Source organism: Vibrio sp. OPT24, from assembly GCF_015163545.1.
In the GTDB taxonomy this organism is placed as follows: Bacteria; Pseudomonadota; Gammaproteobacteria; order Enterobacterales; family Vibrionaceae; genus Vibrio; species Vibrio cyclitrophicus.
Genome location: NZ_JADDYI010000053.1, coordinates 636,106 through 660,803, shown reverse-complemented (window position 1 = coordinate 660,803; position 24,698 = coordinate 636,106). Strand labels below are relative to the sequence as shown.

Below are 24,698 nucleotides of genomic sequence, written 5' to 3'. Positions count from 1 at the left end.
ATTTTGGCTAACGTGACTTTTGTATTTTCTGTAACTGAAATTACTTAGTCTTGTTGCTGTTCTCTTTTCTTCTTAGGAACGAAGTTCAATACTGAAATTGGTACTTCTTTGCGTGGCTCGAAACCTTCAACAACGCGACGTTCAATCAAGTGACCAAGACGTTTTTCAATAATACACAGGTTCTTGAAGTTATCTTTCGATAGGAAAGAGATCGCTTCACCAGATGCATCAGCACGGCCTGTACGACCAATACGGTGAACATAGTCGTCAGCTGGGAATGGGATGTCGTAGTTGACTACGCGGCTTAGATTATCGATATCTATACCGCGAGCAGCAACCCCTGTTGCAACTAGATATTTTAGACGACCTTTCTTGAAGTCAGCCAGAATCTTTTCACGAATCGCTTGGCTACGTCCACTGTGGAACGCTTCTGCTTGGATACCACGCTTTTCAAGTTGAGCAACCAACTTAGCGGCGCCGTGCTTAGTCTCGATAAAGATAAGCGCTTGGTCCCACTCGCCGTCAGTGATCATGTGGCTTAACAGTGCAGATTTACGGTCTTTATCGACTGTAACTAGCCATTGTTCAATGTTCGCTTTAGATGCGTCAGTCTTGGCGATAGAAATCTCTTCCGCTTCACTGATTGCGCTTTTCGCTAGCGCACGCACTGGCGTTGATAGCGTTGCTGAGAACAACAGGTTTTGAATGTTTTGTGGCAAACGTGCGATGATCTTGTTGATGTCTTCGATGAAACCCATGTCTAGCATGCGGTCGGCTTCATCAAGAACCAGTACTTCAACTTCATCAAAATGAACCGCGCGTTGTCCGTACATGTCGATTAAACGACCTGGTGTTGCCACAAGAATATCGACGCCTTCAATCAAGCGGTCTTTCTGGTGCTGGTAAGATACGCCCCCGTACATCGCTAATGATGTTAGGTTTAGGAACTTCGCGTACTTAGTAATGTTCTGTTCAACCTGAATCGCAAGCTCGCGAGTTGGTGTCAAAATAACAGCACGAATACGTTTTTTACGTTGTGTTTCACCTTTACTTAGCATTTCTAAGATAGGGAGAACAAAGCTCGCAGTTTTACCTGTACCTGTTTGTGCAGCAGCAATTAGGTTCTTACCAGAAAGCACAATCGGAATTGCTTTTTCTTGAATAGAGGTTGGCTTTTCATAGCCTTGTTTTGCAACGGCTTTAACAATAGGTGAGCTTAATCCAAGCTTGGAAAATGGCATATGTTTCTCGGTATGATTTGGCTAAATAGCGATGGAAAGGTTCAACAATCTTATATGAGGATAAGATTAATGGCTGCATTCTACCATGTTGCTTGCTCACCGCTAGTCACATGCACATAAAAAAATCCAGTGTCGACAAGACACTGGATTTTCAGTTTTGGGTGTTCGCTATTTAGCTTGGGTTTATCGAAAGCGTTTAAGCGATCTCAATCTTCTCGGCTTGGTTTTGCTCTGCCATTGATAGTGCTAGCGCTTCTGCAGCCTTAATACCATCGATACCAGCAGAAAGGATACCGCCTGCGTAGCCTGCACCTTCGCCAGCAGGGAAGAAGCCCTTAAGGTTGATGCTTTGGAAGTCTTTACCACGTTTGATGCATACAGGAGAAGACGTACGAGTCTCAACACCAGTTAGTAGGCCGTCTGGTGTAGAGAAACCTTTGATCTTCTTCTCGAACGCTGGGATTGCTTCACGAATCGCTTCGATAGCGAAATCAGGCAGTGCTTTTGAAATATCAGTCAGGTGGATACCCGGTGTGAACGACGGTTGTACTTCACCGATTGCACTTGGATCGCGACCTTTCAAGAAGTCACCGATTTTCTGAGCTGGTGCATCGTAGTTTTCACCACCAAGTACATAAGCGCCACTTTCTAGTTCACGTTGTAAACGGATACCAGCCAGTGCGTCACCTGGGTAATCACGCTCTGGGTCGATACCTACAACGATTGCACTGTTTGCGTTACGTTCTGCACGAGAGTATTGGCTCATGCCGTTAGTTACTACGCGGCCTTCTTCAGACGTCGCAGCTACTACAGTACCGCCTGGGCACATACAGAAGCTGTATACAGTGCGGCCATTCTTACAGTGGTGAACCAGTTTGTAGTCCGCAGCACCTAGGATTGGGTTGCCTGCGTTCTTACCGAAACGCGCTTCATCAATCATCGATTGTTTGTGTTCGATACGGAAACCAACAGAGAAAGGCTTCGCTTCCATGTAAACGCCGCGCTCATGTAGCATTTCAAACGTGTCACGAGCACTGTGGCCAACAGCCAGTACTACGTGGCGTGACTTAATTTCTTCACCGTTAGAAAGCGTTAGGCCAGTGATTTGGCCATCTTCCATATGAACGTCGTCTACACGAGTACTGAAACGGATTTCGCCGCCGAGTTCAATGATAGAAGCACGCATCTTTTCGATCATCGTAACCAGTTTAAAGGTACCGATGTGCGGCTTACTCACGTATAGAATTTCTTCTGGTGCGCCTGCAGCAACGAATTCTTCAATTACTTTACGGCCGTAGTGCTTTGGATCTTTTACTTGGCTATAAAGTTTACCGTCAGAGAAAGTACCTGCGCCGCCTTCACCAAACTGTACGTTTGATTCTGTGTTTAGCGTACGCTTACGCCAGAAACCAAAGGTATCTTTAGTACGTTCACGAACTTCTTTACCGCGCTCAACAATAATTGGGTTGAAACCCATTTGAGCAAGCACTAGGCCAGCGAACAGACCGCATGGGCCAAAACCGATAACCACAGGGCGCTCAGTTTGGTTCTCAACGGCCTTAGCGACAAACTTGTACTCCATATCAGGAGTCACTTTTACGTGCGGATCGCTGATGAATTGTTCTAGCAGCTCAGCTTCGTTTTCAACGAGAACATCAAGCGTGTAGATAAGTAAGATCTTTGATTTCTTACGAGCATCGTAGCCACGTTTAAAGATATTAAAAGATAGTACCTGACCAGCGTTAATGCCAAGCTTTGCTTCAATAGCGTCTTGAATGGCTGACTCTTCATGGTCTAGTGGGAGTTTAATTTCGGTTAAACGTATCATTTTGATGTCTCGTTTTTATAGGTGTCTTAGCTAGATCGTTTCTTAATACAGAGTTTGATGAAAACGCTGATGTTGAAAGAAGCGATAAGCTCACAATGGCGCGCATTTTACGAGAAATTGATTTATCTGTCATACTAATTTGGAAGCATGGAGCAAATAGACACGATATTAGAGTCGTATGATGTTGAATTTTGCCTTGGGATGAGTATTATCCCCCATTCTTCAATTTTGACTAACTTATAGAGCAGAGCATCATGGCGTTTGTCGTAGGCGATAATTGTATTCAATGTAAATACACAGACTGTGTGGCAGTGTGTCCCGCAGATGCGTTCCATGAAGGACCAAATTTCATGGTAATCAACCCGATCGAATGTATTGATTGTGGTTTATGTGTACCTGAATGTGATGCTCAAGCGATCTTTCAAGAAGATGAACTGCCAGAAGATCAAAAGATCTTTATTGAAGTGAATGCCGAGCTTGCCGAGACCTGGCCAGTGCAAACGGAAGTAAAAGCACCGATGGATGAAGCTGAAAAATGGAATGGTGTGTCTGATAAGTTGGCAATGCTAGAAAAGTAGTTGTTGAAAAGAACTCAAATAAAAAGGCGTACTGATTTAATCAATACGCCTTTTTAATATCTGAACACTGTCGACTGGCTCGTTAGCTTATGAGATCTAGCTATGTTGACGACGCATGTTGTCGAGAATAATACCTGTCGCCATTGCTACATTCAGAGACTCTGCGCCACCGAATGCTGGAATCGTAATCTTATCAGTTACGTATTTAGCGGCGTGTTCACGAATGCCGTGAGACTCACTACCCATTAGTAAAATACCGTTGGCAGTAAATTCTGTCTTATGCACACTTTCGCCTTCTAAGAACGCACCGTAAACAGGCAGGTTCGCTTGTTCTAAGTATTCAGGTAAATCTGTTTGGCTTACGTGTACTCGGCCAAAGCTGCCCATAGTTGCGCTGATCGTTTTCGGGTTATATGGGTCTGCACAATCGCTGCTCGCAACGATATGCTGAATGCCATACCAGTCTGCTACGCGAATAATAGTACCTAGGTTGCCCGGATCAGACACGCCATCCAGCGCAATCATCAATCCAGTTGCTTTTGGTAATTCAAACGTTGGGATCTCAACTACAGCAATCGCTGCGTTGTTACTTACCAAAGTGCTTGCTTTGGTTAGGTCATCTAGTGAGGCTTCAACACAATCAAACTCAATCAATGACGCGTGATTTTCAGATAGGAAATCAGCGGTAGCAAAGACGTTTTTCACGACTAAGTCACTATTGAACAGCTCAAGAACGTTCTTTTCACCTTGAACTAGAAACAGGCCGTGGGCTTTACGTTGTTTCTTTTGCCCCAAAGCACGAAGGAGTTTTAATTGGTTTTTTGAAATCATGTTTTTATCCTAGATATAAGCCCGCGCATTATAGAGCAAAGGTTGGAGAACCAAAAGCGTGATGACTCATGCGATCCACATTAAAAGCAAAAGCGACCGACTTAAAAAAGAAAAGCGCACTAAATAGCGCGCTCTTATCTGATTTACTTGCCTAAGATTAAGTTGAACTGAGAAGGCTAGGTGAACTTACAGCTTAATATGGAACAGGGTAGCGCTTAAACACTGTGTTGATATCAGTGAGTATCTGTTCTGATAGAGGCTTGCTGAAAGCTGCTACGTTTTCTTTCAGTTGTTCCATGGTCGTTGCACCAATAATTGTGGAGGTGACACCATCAACTTGATTACACCATGCCAATGCAAGCTGGCTTGGTGTAAACCCGTGAGTGTTTGCGACTTCAACATAGCCTTTAACCGCTTCATTGGCAGATTCAGTATCACGGAAGATGCCTTTACGTTGCATGTAAGTCCAACGGCTGCCTTCCGGTCTTGCGCCATCGATGTACTTTCCACTCAACATGCCTGCAGCTAAAGGTGACCATGGCAGATAAGCGACATCTTCATGCACACAGTTCTCAATTAGATATGGCCAATCTTTTGCGTGCAGCAGGCTAAATTCATTTTGAATCGAAACCATACGTGGCAAATCGTGTTTCTCGCTTAGCTTGAGGTATGTGTTAATGCCCCAAGTGGAATCATCTGAAAGCCCGACATGGCGAATTTTACCCGCCTTAATACAGCTAGCTAATGCTTGTAGGATTTCTAACATCTCTGCTTCATGTTGTTTTCTGTCGATATCGCTGAATCGAATATGATTTGGGAAATGTTTACCAAAGTGAGGCGTTGTCCGATTTGGCCAATGAAGTTGGTAAAGGTCGATATAGTCTGTTTGTAGGCGTTTTAATGACGCGTCAACGGCTGCGATCACGGCTTCACCGGTTATTGGACCACCATCTCGAACCCAAGGAAGTCCAGGTCCGGCAATTTTACTCGCGATGATTAATTCTTGGCGACGCTGCGGATTACGCGATAACCAATTACCGATAATCGCTTCTGTTTTACCGTAAGTGTCAGGTGAAGGTGGCACCGCGTACATCTCTGCGGTATCAATAAAGTTAATACCTTGGCTTAGTGCGTATTCGATTTGTTGGTCAGCTTGTTGTTGAGTATTTTGCAGCCCCCAAGTCATGCTACCTAGACAGATTCGGGAAACGGGAATTTGACTACTTCCTAGTTTTGAGTATTCCATTGAATTCGGGATTCCTGTGGTTAAGTTCTCTGGTACTCGCGTTATAGTTTTTGAAAGGGGCGAGTGAGGAATGAAAACGAATATGAATTATTAGCACAAAATGACACGACAAGGTATGGCTTTGGTGGGTTTAGTCAGGCGTTTTTTTGCGTTGCGAGTTTGCTTTACTCGGTCAGTACCAAGGTTTATGGATAATAAATCGGCAAGCATAAAAAAAGCTCTACGACATAGAGAAGTAGAGCTCATTTGTTGGGGGTACTATAAATTGGTACGTCGTATAACTTAAGTTAAGAGGCAGCGTTTGTATCAAGCCCGCCTTGGGCCTGCGCCTGTCTTAGAGCTTCCTGCCTTTGAACTTCTTTCTCAGTTAATACTGGTTGAAGCGTTTCCTCAAAGGCTTGAGGAGAGAAAATGAAATACTTATTAATCGTCATAACTGTGTCTCCGTGTAACGTATGACAGATTCTGCATCAAGGATAAATTGTGATCATCATCCACTTTGTACTTTTTTTAGGCTGAGAGCGAAGGGCGTAGAATGCGTACAAAGTCATCGTTTATCATCCCTGTGCAAGGTGTAACTGACGAAACCCTCTTTTTACAGTATAGGCGGCTTATTTAATTTCGCTCAATAATGATTTAGAGCAATTACACAGATGGTCAGGGGCGTAAGATGAAAAACCTCGCTACTGACTTTGTGTTTGTATTTATCGAAGACTACATCGTTTTTTTAGATAACAATTAGGTCAGTAAATCAATTACTTAATCCATGGTGAGATGAATTATGGAAAAGCTTGTAGAACGTTTCCTGAATTACGTTACTTTTGATACTAAATCCGATCCCTCTAATCAGCAGTGCCCAAGTTCTCCGGGGCAAAATACGTTTGCTGAAGTCTTAAAATCAGAATTGGTCGCATTGGGATTAGCGGACGTCTCTTTAGACAAAAATGGGTATTTGATGGCGAAGCTGCCGTCTAATGTTGATTACGCGGTTCCTGCTATTGGTTTTGTAGCGCATATGGATACCGCTCCTGATGCTTCAGGAGCAAATGTGAAACCACAAGTGATCAAAGATTACCAAGGTGGCACGATTGAATTGGGTACAAGTGGTGAGAGTTTGAACCCAAGCCAATACCCGGACCTTGATGGCCTACACGGTCATGACCTTATCACTACAGACGGTACAACTCTACTTGGCGCTGATAACAAGGCGGGTATCGCTGAAATCATCAGTGCGATTGCCCATCTTAAAGCGAATCCAGACATCAAACATGGCGATATTTGTATTGGTTTCACGCCAGACGAAGAAATTGGCCGTGGTGCAAACCTGTTTGATGTTGAAAAGTTTGGCGCCGAGTGGGCGTACACCATCGATGGTGGGCCAGTAGGGGAATTGGAATTTGAGAACTTCAATGCCACGAGCGCTGACGTTATATGTCATGGCGTGAACGTTCACCCGGGTACCGCAAAAGGTAAAATGGTGAACTCAATGAACATCGCTGCGCAATTCCAATTGATGATGCCAGCGCAAGATACACCAGAGTGCACTGAAGGTTATGAAGGCTTCTACCATTTGAAATCGGCTGAAATGGGTGTGGCTCGCTCTGAGCTGGGTTATATCATCCGTGATTTTGAACGTGAGGGTGTAGAAGCGCGTAAGACATTCATGCAACAGAAAGTGGATGAACTGAACGAGCGTCTTGAGAAAGGCAGTGTTGAGTTGGTGCTAACTGATAGCTACTTCAATATGAAAGAGATGGTTGAACCACATCAACATATTATCGAGCTAGCAAAGCAAGCGATGATTGAATGCGATGTTGAGCCAATGATCAAACCTATCCGAGGTGGTACAGACGGTGCTCGCTTATCTTTCATGGGTCTACCATGTCCGAACATCTTTACTGGTGGCTATAACTTTCATGGTATTCATGAATTTATTACCATTCAAGGTATGGAGCAAGCGGTAAAAGTGATTGTCGAATTGTCTCAACGCACGGCAACACATTACCAAAAATAGCCGTTTGAAACGCGATATCTCTTTGTATTTTTGAGGGTATTCAATAATACTCTCTTTAAGCATAAGGGAGTACGCGATGAAAAAGTTAGTTTTACTTTGTACCCACTTAGCCGTGGGTGCTGTTGGTTTTGGGCTTGGTGTTTATGCGCTACCTATCTTGATTGAGCCTGATTCTCCGTCTTCAAGTTCGGTTGAAGCGATCAGCCAACAGGCTATCTACACAGGTGAGTTCAGCAAAGACCGTCAAGACAGTGACTTCTTACATTGGGGAGAAGGCATCGTTTCTGTGTCTGAAAGTGCGATCGCTTTTGAAGGTGAACTGGCACCGGGGCCGGATTATAAGGTTTACCTTTCTCCTAAGTTTATTGAAACCGAGCAAGCCTTTAATGAAAGTAAAAGCGAGTTACTGAGAGTGGGAGATGTGAAAACATTCGACCGATTTATGGTTAACCTTCCGGAAAGCACTGATCTTAATCGATTTAATACGGTTGTGATTTGGTGTGAAACTTTTGGCCAATTTATTACTTCTGCCAAGATAAAATGATAGCCTTACCTAAGCTAATTTAGGCACGAAAAAGCGCTCCATTTCTGAGCGCTTTTTTATAATGTGTTGTATCGACCTAAATATGGTTGAGTTAGTCGCTGTAAAGCTCATTGTTATAGAGCTCAATGTTTTAATGCTAAAGGAATAAGTAATGGAAAAGATGTGGCAAGTAATAGATTTCCTACTCGCTCATAAATTTATTTTTAGTGCACTGATCATTTGCATTATTTTAATCATCCGTCGAATCACCTTGTCTCGAATTCGCGGTGATGTCGCTTTCCTTAGTGAAGACCAGCGTAATTGGATGTCACGAACAAAGAACGGCACTTTTGCTGTGATTGTGTTCACTATGTTTGTTTTGTGGAAACCTGAAATAAGCGAGTTTGCACTGTCTGTAACTGCCATTGCCGTTGCGATAGTCGTGGCTTCGAAAGAGATCATTTTGTGTTTCACTGGCTCTATTCAGCGAGCGAGTTCACGTTCGTTCCGAATTGGTGATTGGATTGAGGTAGGTAAAATCAGTGGTGAGGTGATTGAGCACAATTTGATGGCGACTGTGATTCAAGAAATCGATTTGTATCACGGGCAATACCACTTCACTGGCAAGACAGCCACGCTACCTAATAGCATGTTCTTCACTTATCCGGTAAAGAACCTCAACTTCATGAAGCGCTATGTCTATCACAACTTTTTTGTGACGGTAAAAGACTTTGTAAATCTATACCCAATGGTGCCGGATCTTATCGTGAAAATTGAAGAGCATTGTGAAGAGTTTATCGATGTTGCCCGTCGTTATAATAGTGTGATCGAGAAGCACGCTGGCGTTGACCTTCCAGGCTCTGAACCTCATATTCATATCACAAGCAGCTCAACGGGCGAGCAAGAAGTGCATTTTATGATTTTCTGCCCAACGGAAAAAGCCGTTCACTTAGAGCAAGATATTCGCAAAGATTTTATGGAAGCGTACGCGTTGGAATTTCCAGCTAGCGCTTAATCTAGTTTTCCTGTTTGAACTAGGTTGCGCGTATAAGCATGTCCTAGTTAGGTTAGTTTTACTGAAATAAATAAAAAGCCGAGAGCGATCATATCGACTCTCGGCTTTTTTGTACTTGGAATCTAGCTCTACGCTAGCGGCAACGTACTTATCAGGGCAGTTTGCTTGTAGAGATCGCGACTTCAGATCACCTACTGAAGTTAGTCTAAATCAGCGAGTGGTAACCAATCGACGGTTACACCAGCTTGCTCAAACATATCTTGGCTTACTTTGATCTTGTCTCCCCAACGAGAAAGGAAGTCCTCACTTTGTTCTGGGCAATGAACGGCAGAGATACCCGTTTGGATGATCTTTGCAGCACAGTTAGGACAAGGGAAGTGAGTCACCCAAATTTCGCAGCTATCTAAATCACGCTTGGCGAATAGAATTGCGTTCTCTTCGGCATGCAGAGTTTTGAGGTACTTCATTTCACGATCATCAGTATCAGCACTGTCAGATACGCCATGAGGATAGCCATTAAAGCCCACCGAGACAATGCGGTTATGTTTAGTAATTACCGCACCAACTTGTGTTGATGGGTCCTTACTCCAAGAACCAACCAACTCGGCCATTTGATAGAAACGTTTAGCCCATTTTGAAATCATGTGAATTACCTTAAGTAATTAAATATGAATGCTTATGTACGAAGATACATGATGTTAGTCAATATACCTAGTTGATAAAAGTGGGAAGGGTGATTTGGGGTAAAATTGTTACTTGTTTGTAAGTGTTTTATAAGCATCAGGTTTCGTGTTACACGTTGAAACACATTTCAAGTAATAATTGATATTCCTCGGACATTTTAGGCATTTGTGTTACGTAACTTTTATGCTGTTCAATTTCTCATAAGTGACGGTATAACCATGCGTAAAAAGTTAATCCTTACGGCTCTTGCAAGCTCTCTTTTTCTTGCTGGGTGCGGGCAAGACGCCCAAAATACCAACCAGGCGCCTTTACCTCTCGTAGCTGTACAGGATGTTAGTGTTATTTCTCACCAGCAAAGTAAGTCGTATATCGGTCGTATTGAAGCCGTTGAAGACACGGCGATCACAGCGCAGGTTTCTGGTTATTTACAAAGCCGTCATTTCAAAGAAGGCCAAATGGTCGAAAAAGGTCAATTGCTTTACTCAATCGAACCTTCTTCATTTGAAGCTGAAGTAGCAAGTGCAAAAGCGTCTGTTGCTCAAGCGAATGCCAACCTTAAAAAAGCCGAGCTTGATTTCAACCGAGGTAAAAACCTACTTCCGAAAGGCAGTATTTCTCAATCTGAATTTGATGCATTGACCGCTTCTTTATTAGGTTCTCAAGCGCAACTTGAAGCGAGCCACGCTCAGTTAAATGCAGCTAACGTTCAGCTTTCGCATACCAAAATCGTTGCGCCTTTTTCTGGAAGAATCAGTGACACTAAAGTGAGTAAAGGTGATCTGGTTTCACCGTCTTCGGGTGTACTGACTACCTTGGTTAGTTTAGACCCAATCCATGCTTCATTTAGTATTAGTGAACGTGAGCGTATTGAGCTAGGCATGGATCGTATTGAAGGTGATGGCAGCAGCGACTCTGCGCGTGTTGAAGTTGAGATTGTGTTGGAAAGTGGTGAAGTATTTGAACACCTAGGCCAGCTCGACTTCTTAGGTAACCGAATTAACCTGAATACCGGTACGATCGCAATGCGTGCCATTGCTGATAACCCAGCACAACAATTGCTTCCAGGACAGCACGTTCGTGTTGATCTTCGTGATAAACAATCTATTGATGTTGTGACTATTCCTCGTCGTGCGGTTCAAACCGACTTAGAAGGTGACTTTGTAATGGTGTTGGTCGAAGGCGAAGCAACCCCTGTGGCTGAGCGTAGAAATATCGAAATGGGTCGACAGGTTGAAGGTGGTGTAATCGTTCACTCTGGACTAGAGAAAGGCGACGCGGTCATCACTCAGGGCTTGCAGCGTGTGCGTAATGGTATGTCTGTTCGCATCCAGCCTTCTGCTGCTGAACAAGCCGAGTAAGGGGCGTAGTTATGTTAAGTCGTTTCTTTATTCAAAGGCCTAAGTTTGCCCTTGTAATATCCATTATATTGACGCTGGCAGGTGCGATTTCTCTCGCTATCTTGCCTGTGGCTGAATATCCAAAAATTAGCCCACCTTCTGTTAGCGTGTCAGCATACTACACAGGTGCAAGTGCTGAAGTTGTAGAACAGGCTATAGCCGACCCCATAGAAACGTCGGTTAACGGCGTAGAAGATATGATCTATATGTCTTCTAAAAGTGCTAATGATGGTTCGTACAACCTTAACGTGACCTTTGACGTGGGTACTGATGCCGATATGGCTCAGGTCAACGTTCAGAACCGAGTTGCCCAAATCGAATCGAAACTTCCCCAAGAAGTAAGAATGGTGGGTGTAACAGTTAAGAAACGTTCACCTGACTTGTTGATGGTATTGAACTTCTACTCGCCAAACGGTGAGTACGACGATCAGTTCCTAATTAACTACGTAAACTTAAACATTAAAGACCAATTGGCTCGTGTGTCGGGAATTAGTGAAGTGAACGTGTTGGGTGGTGGTGAATATTCGATGCGTGTTTGGTTAGACCCTGAGAAAATGGCTAACCTAAATTTAACTACATCAGATGTTTATGGCGCGTTGGCTGAACAGAACGTTCAAGTGGCTGCTGGACGAATTGGTGCTGCACCTTACAGTAACCCGCAGGAAGTTCAGTTCAACTTGGTAACAAAAGGCCGATTAGAAACGGCTGATGAATTTGAAAACGTTGTTCTACGAGCAAATCAAGATGGTTCAAGTATTTACCTAAAAGATGTTGCACGTGTTGAACTGGGTAAAAAGTTCTACGACGGCAACGGTAAATACCGAGGTCAAGATGCTTCAATCGTAACGCTTTCTCTACAATCTGATGCAAATGCGTTGGAAAGTGGTAAGGCGGTAATGGCAATGCTGGACAATTTAAGCAAAAACTTCCCTGAAGGCGTTGCTTATGAAGCGAGTTATGACACCACGGTCTTCGTTGCTGAATCGATAAAAGGGGTAGTTAAGACGCTAATCGAAGCTATTTTGTTGGTAATCGCGGTGACTTACCTATTCTTAGGTAGTGCCCGTGCGACGTTGATTCCAGTGGTTGCGATTCCGGTATCTCTGATTGGTACTTTTGCGATCATGCAGATGACAGGCTTTACTATCAACACCGTGACGTTGTTTGGTTTGATCTTAGCGATCGGTATCGTAGTAGATGATGCGATCTTGGTTATCGAAAACGTTGATACTACCATGGCCAAAGATCCGACGATCTCCCCACGTAAAGCCACACTGATTGCGATGAAGGAAGTAACCGGTCCTATCGTAACTTCAACCTTGGTTCTGTTAGCCGTTTTCATACCTGTAGCTATGCTGCCAGGTATCACTGGTATCATGTACCGTCAATTCGCTCTGACTATATGTATTGCGGTTGTTATCTCTTCTATTAACGCACTAACGCTTTCTCCTGCACTGTGTTCGCTGGTCCTTAAGCAGGGGGGGGGTAACACGGCACGTTGGTACCAAGCGTTTAACCGTGGTTTAGAAAATGTGACTAACAAATATGGTCAAATCGCTGGCTTCCTTGTGAAAAAGGGTGTTCTGCTATTTACCTTCTTTGTTGTTGCATTGGCTGCCGTTACTTACTTTGCGAAGACGACGTCTACAGCGTTCGTACCTCAAGAAGATAAAGGTATTTTGCTAGTTAACGTACAACTACCGGATGCGGCATCGTTATCTCGTACTGAAGACGTGACAGAGCAATTACTCGAGATGGTAGAGCAAGAGCCGGGTGTTGATGGTGTGACTCTGGTTAATGGTTACGCGTTCATGACGGGTGCTTCAGCGTCAAATGGTGCGTCGTTATTTATCAAGCTTCACGATTGGGATATGCGCAACGCATTAGAGGGTGAGCACTCAGCTTCTGCTATTTCTCGTCGTATTAATGGCCGAGCAGCAACTGAATTACCTCAAGCGATTGTTTTTGCTATGGGGCCTCCTGCGGTACCTGGCATGGGTGCAGCATCTGGTTTTGAGTTTGTTCTTGAAGATACACTAGGTCGAAGCCGCACTGATTTGGCAATGGTAATGAATGACGTGATTGCTGAGGCCACGAAACAGCCTGAGATTTCACACACATTCAGTACATTCCGTGCCAACGTGCCTCACTACTATGTTGATATTGACCGTGAGAAAGCACAGCAGTTGGGTATTCCGTTGTCGGAAATCTTCCAAACGCTACAAGGTAACCTTGGTTCTCTTTACGTGAATGATTTCACTATGTTTGGTAAGAATTTCCGTGTAACCATGCAAGCTGACAGCGAACACCGTAGCAGTATGGATGACCTGCAACGTTTCCATGTACGCTCGTCTAACGGTGAAATGATTCCGCTAAGCACTTTGGTGACCTACGATCAGATCTTCGAACCTGATGTAGCATGGCGTTACAACATGTACCGCAGTGCGGTGATTCAAGGGCAACCTGCACCGGGCTATTCAAGTGGTGATGCGATTGCAGCAATGGAGCGTGTGGCCGCTGATGTCTTACCTCAGGGTTATCAGTACGAATGGACCGGTATGGCTTACCAAGAAGTACTGGCAGGCAACCAAGCTATTTTTGCATTTGTGCTGGCACTGATCTTCATCTACCTGTTTATGGTGGCTCAGTACGAGAGTTGGACAATACCTATTGCGATTATCTTAGTGGTCCCTGTCGCAACCTTAGGTTCCTTTTTAGCGCTGAATTTAACCGGTACACCACTGAACCTTTATGCACAAATTGGTTTGGTACTCTTGATAGCCTTGGCCGCGAAGAACGCGATCTTGATTGTGGAGTTCGCGAAAGTTGAACGTGAAGAGAAAGATGCATCAATCGAAGATGCGGCTGTTAAGGGCGGTACATTGCGTTTCCGCGCTGTGAACATGACCTCTTGGTCATTTATCCTTGGCATATTCCCACTCATCTTCGCTGCGGGCGCAGGTCATGTAAGTCAGAACTCTCTGGGTATTTCATTGATTGGTGGTCTGTTATGTGTGCTACTCGCCGGTACGTTCCTAATCCCTGGCTTCTATGCATTCGTGCAACGTAAGCGTGAAAAGGCACACGGTGGTAATACTAAGTTAGTGCCATTGGATGATGAGTAAGGAATTTGACTACTTGTGAGTTAATCGTTGGATATTAACTCCTTGTAAGCTCATTTCTACAAAAGGCTTAGTGTTGCGCTAAGCCTTTTTTATTCCACATGTGAATAAAAACGCTATTTATATAATCAAATGTTTACTATGTGATAGAGCTAATGCTCTAATTTGGGTTTTGTAATAAAATGATGTTTTATTATTAAGTTTCTGTTTATTAAGGAAATATCAAGGTTCAGCTAACGGGTGTATGCTCGAAAACATTTGCACAATAGTGTGAAGTGTTTCAAAATTACGAAGTTATATTGAAATTTTCTGTGCATTGAGGTTCTTATGAAAGTCATTGATTTATTTAAACACCGAGGCGATAGCATGTCTTCGCAACACTCAGAGTTTATGCAATGGATGTCTCCAGCTCTTAGAGATTACTGGGGCGACTTTCTAAACCGTACGCAAAACAGCCATTTTTTCGCGTGGGTTCGTGATCACCACAAACCAGCGGTAAACGAAGATGCACCAGAGATGCCAATTGAGCAGCCAATCGTGCTAAAGCCCGAAGCACAACTTGTGTTTGATGAGCTTAAACAGCAGATTGGTGAAGTGATTCATACTGGTGACTGGATCAATGTTAGTCAAGACCGTATTAATCAATTCGGCCTTGTTACTGAAGATATGCAATGGATTCATACTGAACCTTCTAAGGCTGAAACAGACTCTCCGTTCAAAACAACCATCGCACATGGTTTTTTAACGTTATCGCTGCTTCCTCGATTGACAGACAGTGTTGACCCGGACAAATCTCAATTCCCAACAGCGAAGATGGTTGTAAACATTGGTCTTAACCAAGTACGTTTTCCATACCCTGTAAAGTCAGGTAGTAATGTTCGCGCTAAAAGTACGCTAACGAAAGTGACGCCAATTAAGAAAGGCTTAGAGATTGAACGCGAAATTCGTGTAGAAATCGAAGGTGTTCGTCGCCCTGGTGCTGTGATTGTTTCGGTAATCCAACTGCACTTTTAGTACTTTGTTGTAAGTGGTATAACTCTTAAATAAAGATTATAGATTCAAAAAAGAGAGAGCTTAGTGCTCTCTCTTTTTGTTTATACGATATCTCGCATTTACTCTATCTAAGAGTCGTTACTTAATACGTGTATAACCGTACTCTTCGATAAGATCTTGCCCTTGTTTTGACTTCACGAATTTAATGAAATCTTTACTCTCGTCAGAAACAGAGTCTGATTTGTGTAGTAATAAGAATGGGCGAGCCAATTCATAGCTGTGGTTAGCAATGTTCTTTGAGGTTGGCTCAACGCCTTCAAAGGTGATCGCTTTGATCGAACGATCGATAGAACCAACAGAGATAAAACCAATAGCATGTGGGTTATGGTTAACAATCGTTTTTACCATGCTATTACTGTTTACAACCAAGTTATTTGGATTGATATCAGACACTAGACGGTCGTTAATGATTTGAGTTAAACCAAGCAAGCTTTCGAAGCTATAACGAGATCCGGAAGATGCTTCACGAGTTACAACCGCGATAGGTTGATCTGCACCGCCGACTTCTTTCCAGTTCGTTATTTTGCCTTTGTAGATATCAAACAATTGCTCACGGGTAACGTTATTTACAGCATTTGAACGATTGGTTACAACCGCTAGACCGTCAAAGGCGATTGGGAACACCTTCAATTTTTCGTTCTGCTCACGGTTGGTTAAGTAGCGTGAGCTCATACCGATCTCAGATACACCTTTATTCACCATCGTAATCCCGGCTGTAGAGCCAATACCCTGAACTGCAATATAGTTGTCAGGGTGAGTCTTGTTGTACTCCTCTGCTAATACATCCATAACTCGCGCTACAGAAGTGGAGCCCGAAATATTGGTTTCTTGTGCAAAAGCAGCATGAGAAGACAGGGCTAAGGATAAAAGAGAGGCTAGCGCGACTCGTAACATAAACAACTCCTAGTTAATAACATTTGTCGCATATCATAGGTTGGTTATATGACACTTTTGTGAAATTCTATTCGTGTGCGGCATGACGGCTAGGCGGGCTTATAAGAGCGAGCTTGGCTTAAGATAGCCTGGTGTAAATAAGTTGTCGTTGTCGCTAACCGTTTGATGGGTTCATAGGAGGTAGCTTTGTTTATGAGAGCAAGACGGGTATTTTGTTTGAGCTTATTCGCTAAAATGTTTGTTGAGTTCTAAGCTAAGTAAATGAACTCGCTACTTAGGGGGCTCTAGGAAGTCGCAAGGGGTGTTATGTCCGTCATTCATATAGAACTGAATCGTCTTTTAATTGGGGCTGAAAGGCTCTGTACTTCTCGCAATCGCAGTTTACCTGTGGAGCTAGGCAAATCCCTCTATGAAGCATGTGAGGGCGGTGTGCTGTTTTCTCAGGCGCATTATTTGCTTGACTCTTCCCACAGTGATTATACAAACGACATTGCCTGTGTGACTTTTGATGAATCGTTATCATGCTGGTTGGTCACGGTGCCGCTTGAGGATGATTCGGAAAGTGACTCTGTAAATTGGGGGCCTTATCCTTACCTCGCGAAATCAAAGGATCTTGATGCTATTCTGGCTGAAATAGAAAAAGATCCTAAATCGTACTTTTGGTCCTAACTATCTGCTTATATGCTCGCTAATGGCGCACTAACGACTTGATACCAAAAGCTGAACTCTTCCTCATACTCCCAATAATGATGTTATTCAACCTTCTAAACTTGCGGCTTCATGTTTTGCATCTGTGCTTGTGTAATCAATGAACGGAAGTCTTTTGGAGTCTTGCCATGATAGGTTTTAAAAGCGGTACTGAAGTGTGCCGCGCTTTTAAATCCAGATTCGTAAGCGATTTGAGTAATCGATTTGTTCGATGTTCTGAGCTGAGTAGCAGCATGGGCAATGCGCTTTATTTTCAAGAGATTTGAAAAGGAAAGGTCTTCGGCCGATAAACGGCGTTTAAGTGTGGCTGGTGACATCCCCATATAACTGGCTAGAGTATCGAGAGAGATATTATTTTCTATGTTCTGTTCAATGTAATGGATGACCTTTTGTGTCACGGTCAAGCTAGAAGCACGAGCGATAATCATGAGTAAAGCCGGGTATTGCTCTACCATCAGCGACAATAGGCTTAAACCTAATTGGGTGAGAGCATAGTCGTTTTGAGTTGGTGCATTAGCAAGGGAAAGGATGAGTTCTTTTAAGTGACATATATCCGTGTCAGTTTTGTTGAACTTAATGTATTTATCTGGGATCCGGGTGGATTCTAAATCACTAAACTGATTAATGAACTTCTGAAAAATAGTTAAATCAAAATCTAAACAAGTCGCACTGAATTCACCATTTTCAGTATTTATATTGACGTCTTTAATCTGTCCTGAATTGTAAAGAGTGAAATCGCCTGCTTGCAACGAAGCCTCGTTGCCATTAGGCAGCGTAAAAGAGATGCTGCCTTTGGATACGATGAAGATACCGTTTTTAGAGGCAGGGTAACGTTCACGTTTCCTGGGAATAAAGTTTCTGAATTGAGTAACTGTAATCGATGACATAGTACGCTTCTTTGACGTTGTAAACGAGTTGCTTATTGGTTTTAGTATTGTTTAAGCATGAGATATTTACAAAAAAGGCGCTATTTATTAGCGCCTTTAGAAGTGAACCTTTGAAGCTTTTTACCTTGAAAGACTAAACTTGCAAGCCTAACCTTTAAAGCTCTTAAGCTTCGGTTTCATTTGTCGTTTCAGGCTCGCTAGGCAAGTCCGCAAAAACTTGAGTAGGCTTTGCTACTAAGTTACGGTTTTCCTGATTAACTTCTGAGAGAACTACTTCTAAAACGTCTCCCAGTTTGTATACCATTTCTTTATCGATAGATACAGTACCCAAATCACTGTTGCACTCGATTCTCTCTTTATTATCAATAATGAGAGAGCCAGGGATAAACGCGGCAGCACCATTCTCAAGTAGGCGAACACGCATGCCAGCACGGTTAATATCGAAGATCTCAGCTTGGAAGCGAGTTTCGTTTGCCGGAGCGTTTGCTAGAGTGCGAGCATACAACCAATCGCCCACATTACGTTCAGCCATACCGTGGTGACGACGGTGCAGAGCAAGTTCATCACCAATCGTTTCATCTGGCGTTTGAATTGGCGCTTTACCTAGGATGTGTGCTTTAAGCATGCGGTGGTTAATCATGTCACCGTATTTACGAATTGGAGAAGTCCAAGTTGCGTAAATGTCTAAACCCATAGCGTAGTGTGGCGCAGGTTCATTGCTGATCTCGCTGTACGCTTGGAATTTACGAATACGGTTGTCGTAGTAGCTGTTGTCTAAAGAACCTAACCAACGACGCAAAGTTGCGAAGCCTTCTAGAGAAACGATCTGCTCTTCTGTAAATGGTGTTTCGGCTTCTGGATTAACCAGTTCTAGAACATCTGCTAATTTCTCTGCTTTAAATCCAGAGTGACAGTTAAACACACCTTGGTTAAAGCTTTCTTTTAGTACTCGGCCTGCACAGATGTTCGCGCTGATCATTGATTCTTCAACTAACTTGTTTGCACTGCGACGCATGTCTGCGTGAATAGCGACAACATCGTTATCTTCGCTAAGCTCAAAGCGGTAGTCAGGGCGGTCTGGGAACACAACAGCGTTTGTAGAGCGCCATGCTGAACGTGCTTGTGCAAATTGGTGAAGGTCAGAAACAATCACAGCGATCTCTTCTGATGGCTGCCATTTCTCTGATGTGCCTGTTTCTAGCCAGTCAGATACGTGATCGTAAGCAAGACGCGCGTGAGATTTGATGTTCGCAGAGAAGAAGTTAATGTCATCACCGATAACACCGTCTTTAGACACTGTTACTGTGCAGCAAAGTGCAGGGCGAACTTCGTTCTCTATTAGCGAACATAAGTTGTCAGCCAAGTCACGAGGCAACATTGGGATGTTACGACCTGGTAGGTAAATCGTGAAGCCACGTTCACGAGCGACTTTATCCATAGAATCATCTGGAGAGATGTAAGCCGTTGGATCAGCAATCGCGATAGTCAGTTCAAAATCACCGTTCTCTTTCTTCTTGGCGTAAAGGGCATCGTCCATATCTTTCGTGCTTTCACCATCAATGGTCACAAAAGGTACGTGCGTCATGTCTACGCGTTCAAGATCTGCGTCATCGTTGATTTGCCAGTTGTCGATGCCTTCAGGTTCGCTGTTTGGTAGGTCGTTTTGTGCCAACGTTACCCACCAAGGCGCGATTTTGTCATCGGCATCGGTGATTTTCTCTGAGATCTGAGCTAAGAAACCGTTATCACCTTTTAATGGGTGTTGAACGATGTGAGCGACAACCCAGTCGCCTTCTTTTAGCGTTTCAGGGTTTAAGCCTTTCTTAGCTTTTGCTTTTAGTTGCAGCTTTTTCAGTTGCGGGTGATCAGGAACAACGTTCAATCGACCTTTGAAAAGCTTCACTCGTGCGATGAAGCGAGTAAGACCTTGTTCAACCAATTCCTCTGGTTCGGCTACTTCGCGTTCTTTCTCTGTACGAATGATTGCAATGACTTTGTCGCCGTGTACACATTTTTTCATATATGGAGGCGGAATGAAGAAGCTTGTTTTGCTATCGACTTCGAGAAAACCAAACCCTTTTTCAGTGGCTTTGATCGTACCTTCCTTTTTAGGGAGGGTTTCTTGGATTTGCTGTTTTAGCTGAGCGAGTAGAGGATTATCTTGAAACATCTTACTTTTATCTAACGAGGGCAATTGAGCACACTATAATCATTGCGAGAGCTGATTACTACTTAAAGCCGAAGTGGACTGAAATTAATTGCCCACTTATTTAACTCTATCAATTCGACGTAGCAGAAACTCGATGACGAGATATTCATCAAGTTTTGACGATATGATAACCAGTATTGATGTAAAACCGAAAAATATGTGATGTATTTCAATTTTTTCTGGCTTTTTTTATGCATTTAGGGAATAATCCGCCTCCCTTAGACGTCCCTAATGGCTTGAAGTGTTTTATTACTGCTTCGTAACTCTGAATGGAATCAGTATCTGATTGGATCAGTATTGGAATTGATAGAGCTCCCGGGACCTTTTGTTTACTTATATATAGTGGGATCCCAATGTCCGAATCTGTAATTCAATTTAATGAATTAGCCCTAAACGATAACATTCTTTCAGCTCTTGATAGCATGGGTTTCGTTTCTCCAACTCCAATCCAAGCAGCAGCTATTCCTCTTCTTCTTGAAGGCCGTGACGCACTAGGTAAAGCACAGACTGGTACTGGTAAAACAGCAGCATTCTCTCTGCCTTTGCTTAACAAAATCAACCTGAACCAACACAAACCACAAGCAATCATCATGGCTCCTACTCGTGAGCTAGCGATTCAAGTTGCTGCAGAAATCAAAAACTTAGGTCGTGACATCAACGGTCTTAAAGTTCTTGAAATCTATGGCGGTGCTTCAATTGTTGACCAAATGCGTGCTCTAAGCCGCGGTGCTCACATTGTTGTTGGTACTCCAGGTCGTGTTAAAGATTTACTAACTCGTGACCGTCTACACCTAGATGAAGCGCACACATTTGTTCTTGATGAAGCAGATGAAATGCTGAAAATGGGTTTTGTAGATGACGTTACTTGGATTCTTGAGCAAGCTCCAGAAACTGCACAACGTGTACTTTTCTCTGCAACTATGCCTCCAATGGTTAAGACTATTGTTGACCGTTACCTACGTAACCCTGCACGAGTTGACGTTGCTGGTACTAACCACACAGTTGACAAAGTAGCGCAGAATTTCTGGGTTGTTAAAGGCGTAGAAAAAGACGAAGCAATGTCTCGTCTTCTAGAAACTGAAGAAACTGACGCGTCAATCGTATTCGTACGTACTCGTCAAGACACTGAGCGTCTAGCTGATTGGCTATCTGCACGTGGCTTCAAGGCTGCTGCACTGCACGGTGATATTCCTCAGTCTTTACGTGAGCGCACTGTTGATCACATCAAACAAGGTGTTATCGATATCCTAGTTGCAACTGACGTTGTAGCTCGTGGTCTTGATGTTCCACGCATCACTCACGTATTTAACTACGACATCCCATTCGATGTTGAATCTTACATTCACCGTATTGGTCGTACAGGCCGTGCTGGACGTAAAGGTAAAGCGATCCTACTAGTTCGCACAAACCAAATCCGTATGCTTCGCACTATCGAGCGCGTGACTAAGTCATCTATGGAAGAAATCCAACTTCCTCTACGTGACCAAGTTGCTGCTGCACGTGTTGCTAAGCTTGGCGCTGAACTTGAAACAGAGAAAGAAAGCAAAGCACTAGAAAACTTTGCAGGTCTTATCTCTACTCTTCAAGAATCTCTAGAAGTTGATGCTGCTACTCTAGCTGCAATGCTTCTTAAACGTCAGCAAGGTAAGAGCCCACTATTCTACGTTGGCGAAGACCCAATGATTGCTGCTATTGAGCGTGATAAGAATCGTCGTAAAGAGCGTCGTGAAGATCGTGATAACGGCCGTGACGGTGGTGGTCGCAACTTCAATACGCAAGATTGGGATACTTACCAATTACAAGTTGGCCGTGAGCAAGGTGTTCAGGTTAAAGACATTGTTGGCGCACTAGCAAACGAACTTGGCCTAACTAAAGGTTCTATCGGTGCTATCAAGCTTGACCAAGGTTCTACTTACGTTCAACTGCCAAAAGCAATGAACTCTGAAACTGCTGGTAAGCTAAGCAAACTTCGTATTCGCCAAAAAGAAGCTGGCGCTGTAGTTGTTGATTTCAATGACTTCCGTGAGCCTCGTCGTGGCGGCGGTGGTCGTGATGGCAACCGTGGCGGTCGTGATGGCGGTCGTGGCGGTCGTGATGGCGGCGGCTACCGTGGTAATCGTGAAGGCGGTAATCGCGAAGGTGGTAACCGTGAAGGTGGCAATGGCGGTCGTGGTGGTTACCGTGGCAACCGTGACGGTGCACGTGATGGTAACTCTGCTGGTGGTCGTGATGGCGAACGTCGCTTTGACCGTAACCGTGGTGGCGATCACCGTGGTAACTTCCGTGGCGAACGTGGTCATGGTAACGCTAATGGCGGCAACCGTGGTCGTCGTCCAGAGCGCAGCGAAGGTTAATCAACCTGTAGCGTAGACTTTAAGCATAAATGCTTTAGTCCAAACACTGAATTTAAAAGCCGAGCGTAATGCTCGGCTTTTTTGTGCGTGCTCGTTCGTTATAGCGGGTGCACCTTGTACTCAAATGGGGTATGTGAATGAGATGGTTAGCTATGACGGCCGTTGGTTTAGCAACAAAAGCAGTTAACTCAGCTTGTAGCGCATTAACCTAGCTGTATTGCGTTCTAAGCCTACACTTAAATATCGTGCTACAAGGTGGTGGGTACAATGAGTAGAAGCTATCTAACCACAGCCTAGAGCGTTATGCGTACGGTTGAGTTCGTAGTCATTGAAGAAAAGCATCTGATTGTGTCGTTCATTGCTCACTATCTTAATTTTGTGTTTTTGAAGTAAGCACTGATAAGGGGAATAAATAGTAGTCAACCCTCAGCAAGTAAGGATCGGGTAAAGTGACGTGTTCCACCAATTTATTCCATGATTATTGAGTTTCGTTCGAGTTACTCAAATTCACTGAATTAGGCTAAAAATAATTTTCGCACTCGTTTGCTTCAGTTTTTTATGAACTTTTTATTCAACTATTTTTTAATTTCGATCTCGAAATAAATAGATTGATGACGAAGATCAACTTAATTGTGTTCATTTAGTGATTTTTTCAAAACAAAAGTTGAAAGATTCAAAAATTATTGAATAATGGGCTTAACTAAAATTGAAGTTAACACTTCATCCAATTCGTACTGAAACAGGATCCATATCCAATGTCTAATTCGTTTGTTCTGGTTATTAACTCGGGTAGTTCATCCCTTAAATTTGCTGTAATCAATTCTGTTTCTGGTGAAGCAGTATTAAGTGGCCTAGGGGAGTGTTTTGGTCTTGAAGATGCTCGTATGGGCTGGAAATATCAAGGCGAGAAAACTGAAATTGCCATTCAAGGTGAAGATAACCACCACAAAATTGCCATTGGCAAATTGGTTGGCCTGATGGAAGCTCTGGGCTTCACACAAGATATCGTTGCTATTGGTCATCGTATCGTACACGGTGGCGAGAAGTTCACACAGACTGTTCGTATTACTGAAGAAGTGACGAACGAAATTGAAAGCCTATCAGATCTAGCTCCACTTCATAACCCAGCAGGTGCTATCGGTATCCGCGCTGCGATTGAAGCTTTCCCTTCTTTACCTCAGTTTGCTGTTTTTGATACTGCGTTCCACCAAACGATGCCACAACGTGCATTCACGGGTGCAATTGCAAAAGAACTATACACAGACTTCGGCGTGCGTCGTTACGGCTTCCACGGTACTAGCCACTACTTCGTTAGTCGCGAAGCTGCTAAAATGCTGAACAAGCCGGTTGAAGAATCTAGCTTTATCTCTGTGCACCTAGGCAACGGCGCTTCTGTATGTGCTATCAAAGATGGCAACAGTGTTGATACTTCAATGGGCTTCACACCGCTTTCTGGCCTGATGATGGGTACACGTTGTGGTGATTTAGACCCAGGCATTATCGAGTACCTACTTAAGAAGGGTTGGTCACAAGAGCAAGTGTTTAACTCTCTAAACAAGGAGTCTGGCTTCCTGGGTGTGTCTGGTCTTACGAGCGATGCTCGTGGCATTTTAGAAGCAATGGAAGAGGGCCATGAAGGCGCTAAACTTGCTTTTGAGGTGTTTACTTACCGCGTAGCGAAATACGTTGCTTCTTACCTTGCAACGCTAGACTCTCTAGACGGCATCATCTTCACTGGCGGTATCGGTGAGAACTCTCTACCAATTCGTCGTGAGATCCTAAGCAACCTTAAGATCCTTGGTTTTGTTGAAGATGTTGCTGGCAATGAAGCAGCTCGCTTTGGCGCTGAAGGTATCATTGCTAAGTCAGAAATGCTTGGTGCAGTAGCAATGGTTATTCCAACCAACGAAGAATTCGTTATTGCTCAACAATCGGTAGAACTTCTGTAATCTAGCCATTGCTTAAGCAAGAACATGAACAATTCAAAAGCGAGCCCAGGTGGCTCGCTTTTTTGTGTCAATTATAGTCAGATGAAAGCTACTTAACTTCGCATCTCAGTAGCACTTCATTATCAAGAACACATTCGTCGACCAGATTAAGCTTGCCGATCTGCG

19 protein-coding genes are annotated in these 24,698 nt (G+C 43.7%); 10 read left to right on the top strand and 9 right to left on the bottom strand.

All coding sequences use genetic code 11. The annotated features are described in order from the left end of the window. Positions 1 to 44: 44 nt before the first annotated feature. Positions 45 to 1,241, bottom strand: a complete 1,197-nt coding sequence (locus IQO02_RS16720) for a DEAD/DEAH box helicase (protein WP_010431064.1) — start codon at positions 1,239 to 1,241, stop codon at positions 45 to 47. A gap of 196 nt (positions 1,242 to 1,437) precedes the next feature. Then, the gene (locus tag IQO02_RS16715; RefSeq protein ID WP_010431061.1) at positions 1,438 to 3,069 is read right to left on the bottom strand and encodes an NAD(P)/FAD-dependent oxidoreductase; all 1,632 of its coding nucleotides are present in this window, start codon (positions 3,067 to 3,069) and stop codon (positions 1,438 to 1,440) included. 254 nt (positions 3,070 to 3,323) lie between these two features. Between IQO02_RS16715 and fdxA the strand changes: the two genes are divergently transcribed. Beyond that, positions 3,324 to 3,647 carry a ferredoxin FdxA gene (gene fdxA, locus IQO02_RS16710; protein WP_102282440.1) on the top strand — a complete coding sequence of 108 codons (324 nt, stop codon included), beginning with the start codon at positions 3,324 to 3,326 and terminating at the stop codon, positions 3,645 to 3,647. A gap of 96 nt (positions 3,648 to 3,743) precedes the next feature. On the opposite strand, the gene IQO02_RS16705 is transcribed toward fdxA, so the two are convergent. The 3 genes from IQO02_RS16705 to IQO02_RS16695 form a co-directional block, all read right to left on the bottom strand. Further along, positions 3,744 to 4,478, bottom strand: coding sequence for an RNA methyltransferase (locus tag IQO02_RS16705; protein WP_016784246.1), 735 nt, complete (start codon positions 4,476 to 4,478; stop codon positions 3,744 to 3,746). A gap of 193 nt (positions 4,479 to 4,671) precedes the next feature. Then, a complete protein-coding gene (locus tag IQO02_RS16700; protein WP_102282439.1) occupies positions 4,672 to 5,724 on the bottom strand; it encodes an aldo/keto reductase in 1,053 nt (350 codons plus the stop codon). Positions 5,725 to 6,011: 287 nt separating this feature from the next. After that, on the bottom strand, positions 6,012 to 6,158 hold the full coding sequence (locus IQO02_RS16695) for a hypothetical protein (RefSeq protein WP_193838620.1): 147 nt from the start codon (positions 6,156 to 6,158) through the stop codon (positions 6,012 to 6,014). A gap of 347 nt (positions 6,159 to 6,505) precedes the next feature. On the opposite strand from IQO02_RS16695, the gene pepT reads away from it, so the two are divergent. From pepT to IQO02_RS16680, 3 genes are all read left to right on the top strand, one after another. Next, complete coding sequence (gene pepT, locus IQO02_RS16690) at positions 6,506 to 7,738, top strand: peptidase T (protein WP_102282438.1); 1,233 nt, start codon at positions 6,506 to 6,508, stop codon at positions 7,736 to 7,738. A gap of 76 nt (positions 7,739 to 7,814) precedes the next feature. Next, positions 7,815 to 8,282 (top strand): DM13 domain-containing protein, encoded by a 468-nt coding sequence (locus IQO02_RS16685; RefSeq protein WP_010431045.1) that lies wholly within the window; start codon positions 7,815 to 7,817, stop codon positions 8,280 to 8,282. Positions 8,283 to 8,433: 151 nt separating this feature from the next. Continuing rightward, the gene (locus IQO02_RS16680) at positions 8,434 to 9,276 is read left to right on the top strand and encodes a mechanosensitive ion channel family protein (RefSeq protein WP_016799306.1); all 843 of its coding nucleotides are present in this window, start codon (positions 8,434 to 8,436) and stop codon (positions 9,274 to 9,276) included. Between the two features lie 200 nt (positions 9,277 to 9,476). Here the strand turns inward: IQO02_RS16680 and IQO02_RS16675 are convergent, their stop codons facing one another. Continuing rightward, complete coding sequence (locus IQO02_RS16675; RefSeq protein ID WP_010431039.1) at positions 9,477 to 9,920, bottom strand: dCMP deaminase family protein; 444 nt, start codon at positions 9,918 to 9,920, stop codon at positions 9,477 to 9,479. Positions 9,921 to 10,178: 258 nt separating this feature from the next. Here IQO02_RS16675 and IQO02_RS16670 point away from each other — a divergent pair, with 258 nt between their 5' ends. From IQO02_RS16670 to IQO02_RS16660, 3 genes are all read left to right on the top strand, one after another. Continuing rightward, positions 10,179 to 11,318 (top strand): efflux RND transporter periplasmic adaptor subunit, encoded by a 1,140-nt coding sequence (locus IQO02_RS16670; protein WP_010431037.1) that lies wholly within the window; start codon positions 10,179 to 10,181, stop codon positions 11,316 to 11,318. An 11-nt stretch (positions 11,319 to 11,329) separates the two neighbouring features. Further along, positions 11,330 to 14,482: an efflux RND transporter permease subunit gene (locus tag IQO02_RS16665; RefSeq protein WP_016799305.1), complete on the top strand. Its 3,153-nt coding sequence runs from the start codon at positions 11,330 to 11,332 to the stop codon at positions 14,480 to 14,482. A 324-nt stretch (positions 14,483 to 14,806) separates the two neighbouring features. Then, positions 14,807 to 15,493: a MaoC family dehydratase gene (locus IQO02_RS16660; protein ID WP_010431031.1), complete on the top strand. Its 687-nt coding sequence runs from the start codon at positions 14,807 to 14,809 to the stop codon at positions 15,491 to 15,493. Between the two features lie 117 nt (positions 15,494 to 15,610). Here the strand turns inward: IQO02_RS16660 and IQO02_RS16655 are convergent, their stop codons facing one another. After that, positions 15,611 to 16,426, bottom strand: coding sequence for a phosphate ABC transporter substrate-binding protein (locus IQO02_RS16655; RefSeq protein ID WP_010431028.1), 816 nt, complete (start codon positions 16,424 to 16,426; stop codon positions 15,611 to 15,613). Between the two features lie 306 nt (positions 16,427 to 16,732). Between IQO02_RS16655 and IQO02_RS16650 the strand changes: the two genes are divergently transcribed. Continuing rightward, a complete protein-coding gene (locus tag IQO02_RS16650) occupies positions 16,733 to 17,095 on the top strand; it encodes a DUF3024 domain-containing protein (protein WP_010431025.1) in 363 nt (120 codons plus the stop codon). A gap of 95 nt (positions 17,096 to 17,190) precedes the next feature. Here IQO02_RS16650 and IQO02_RS16645 read toward each other — a convergent pair whose 3' ends face one another. Beyond that, on the bottom strand, positions 17,191 to 18,021 hold the full coding sequence (locus IQO02_RS16645) for a helix-turn-helix domain-containing protein (RefSeq protein ID WP_010431023.1): 831 nt from the start codon (positions 18,019 to 18,021) through the stop codon (positions 17,191 to 17,193). Positions 18,022 to 18,184: 163 nt separating this feature from the next. Then, positions 18,185 to 20,191, bottom strand: a complete 2,007-nt coding sequence (gene rnb / locus IQO02_RS16640) for an exoribonuclease II (RefSeq protein ID WP_102282437.1) — start codon at positions 20,189 to 20,191, stop codon at positions 18,185 to 18,187. Between the two features lie 308 nt (positions 20,192 to 20,499). Here rnb and IQO02_RS16635 point away from each other — a divergent pair, with 308 nt between their 5' ends. Both IQO02_RS16635 and IQO02_RS16630 read left to right on the top strand, forming a co-directional pair. Beyond that, positions 20,500 to 22,584, top strand: a complete 2,085-nt coding sequence (locus IQO02_RS16635) for a DEAD/DEAH box helicase (protein ID WP_081275272.1) — start codon at positions 20,500 to 20,502, stop codon at positions 22,582 to 22,584. A gap of 755 nt (positions 22,585 to 23,339) precedes the next feature. After that, positions 23,340 to 24,533 (top strand): acetate/propionate family kinase, encoded by a 1,194-nt coding sequence (locus tag IQO02_RS16630; protein WP_016789633.1) that lies wholly within the window; start codon positions 23,340 to 23,342, stop codon positions 24,531 to 24,533. The last annotated feature ends 165 nt before the right edge of the window (positions 24,534 to 24,698 follow it).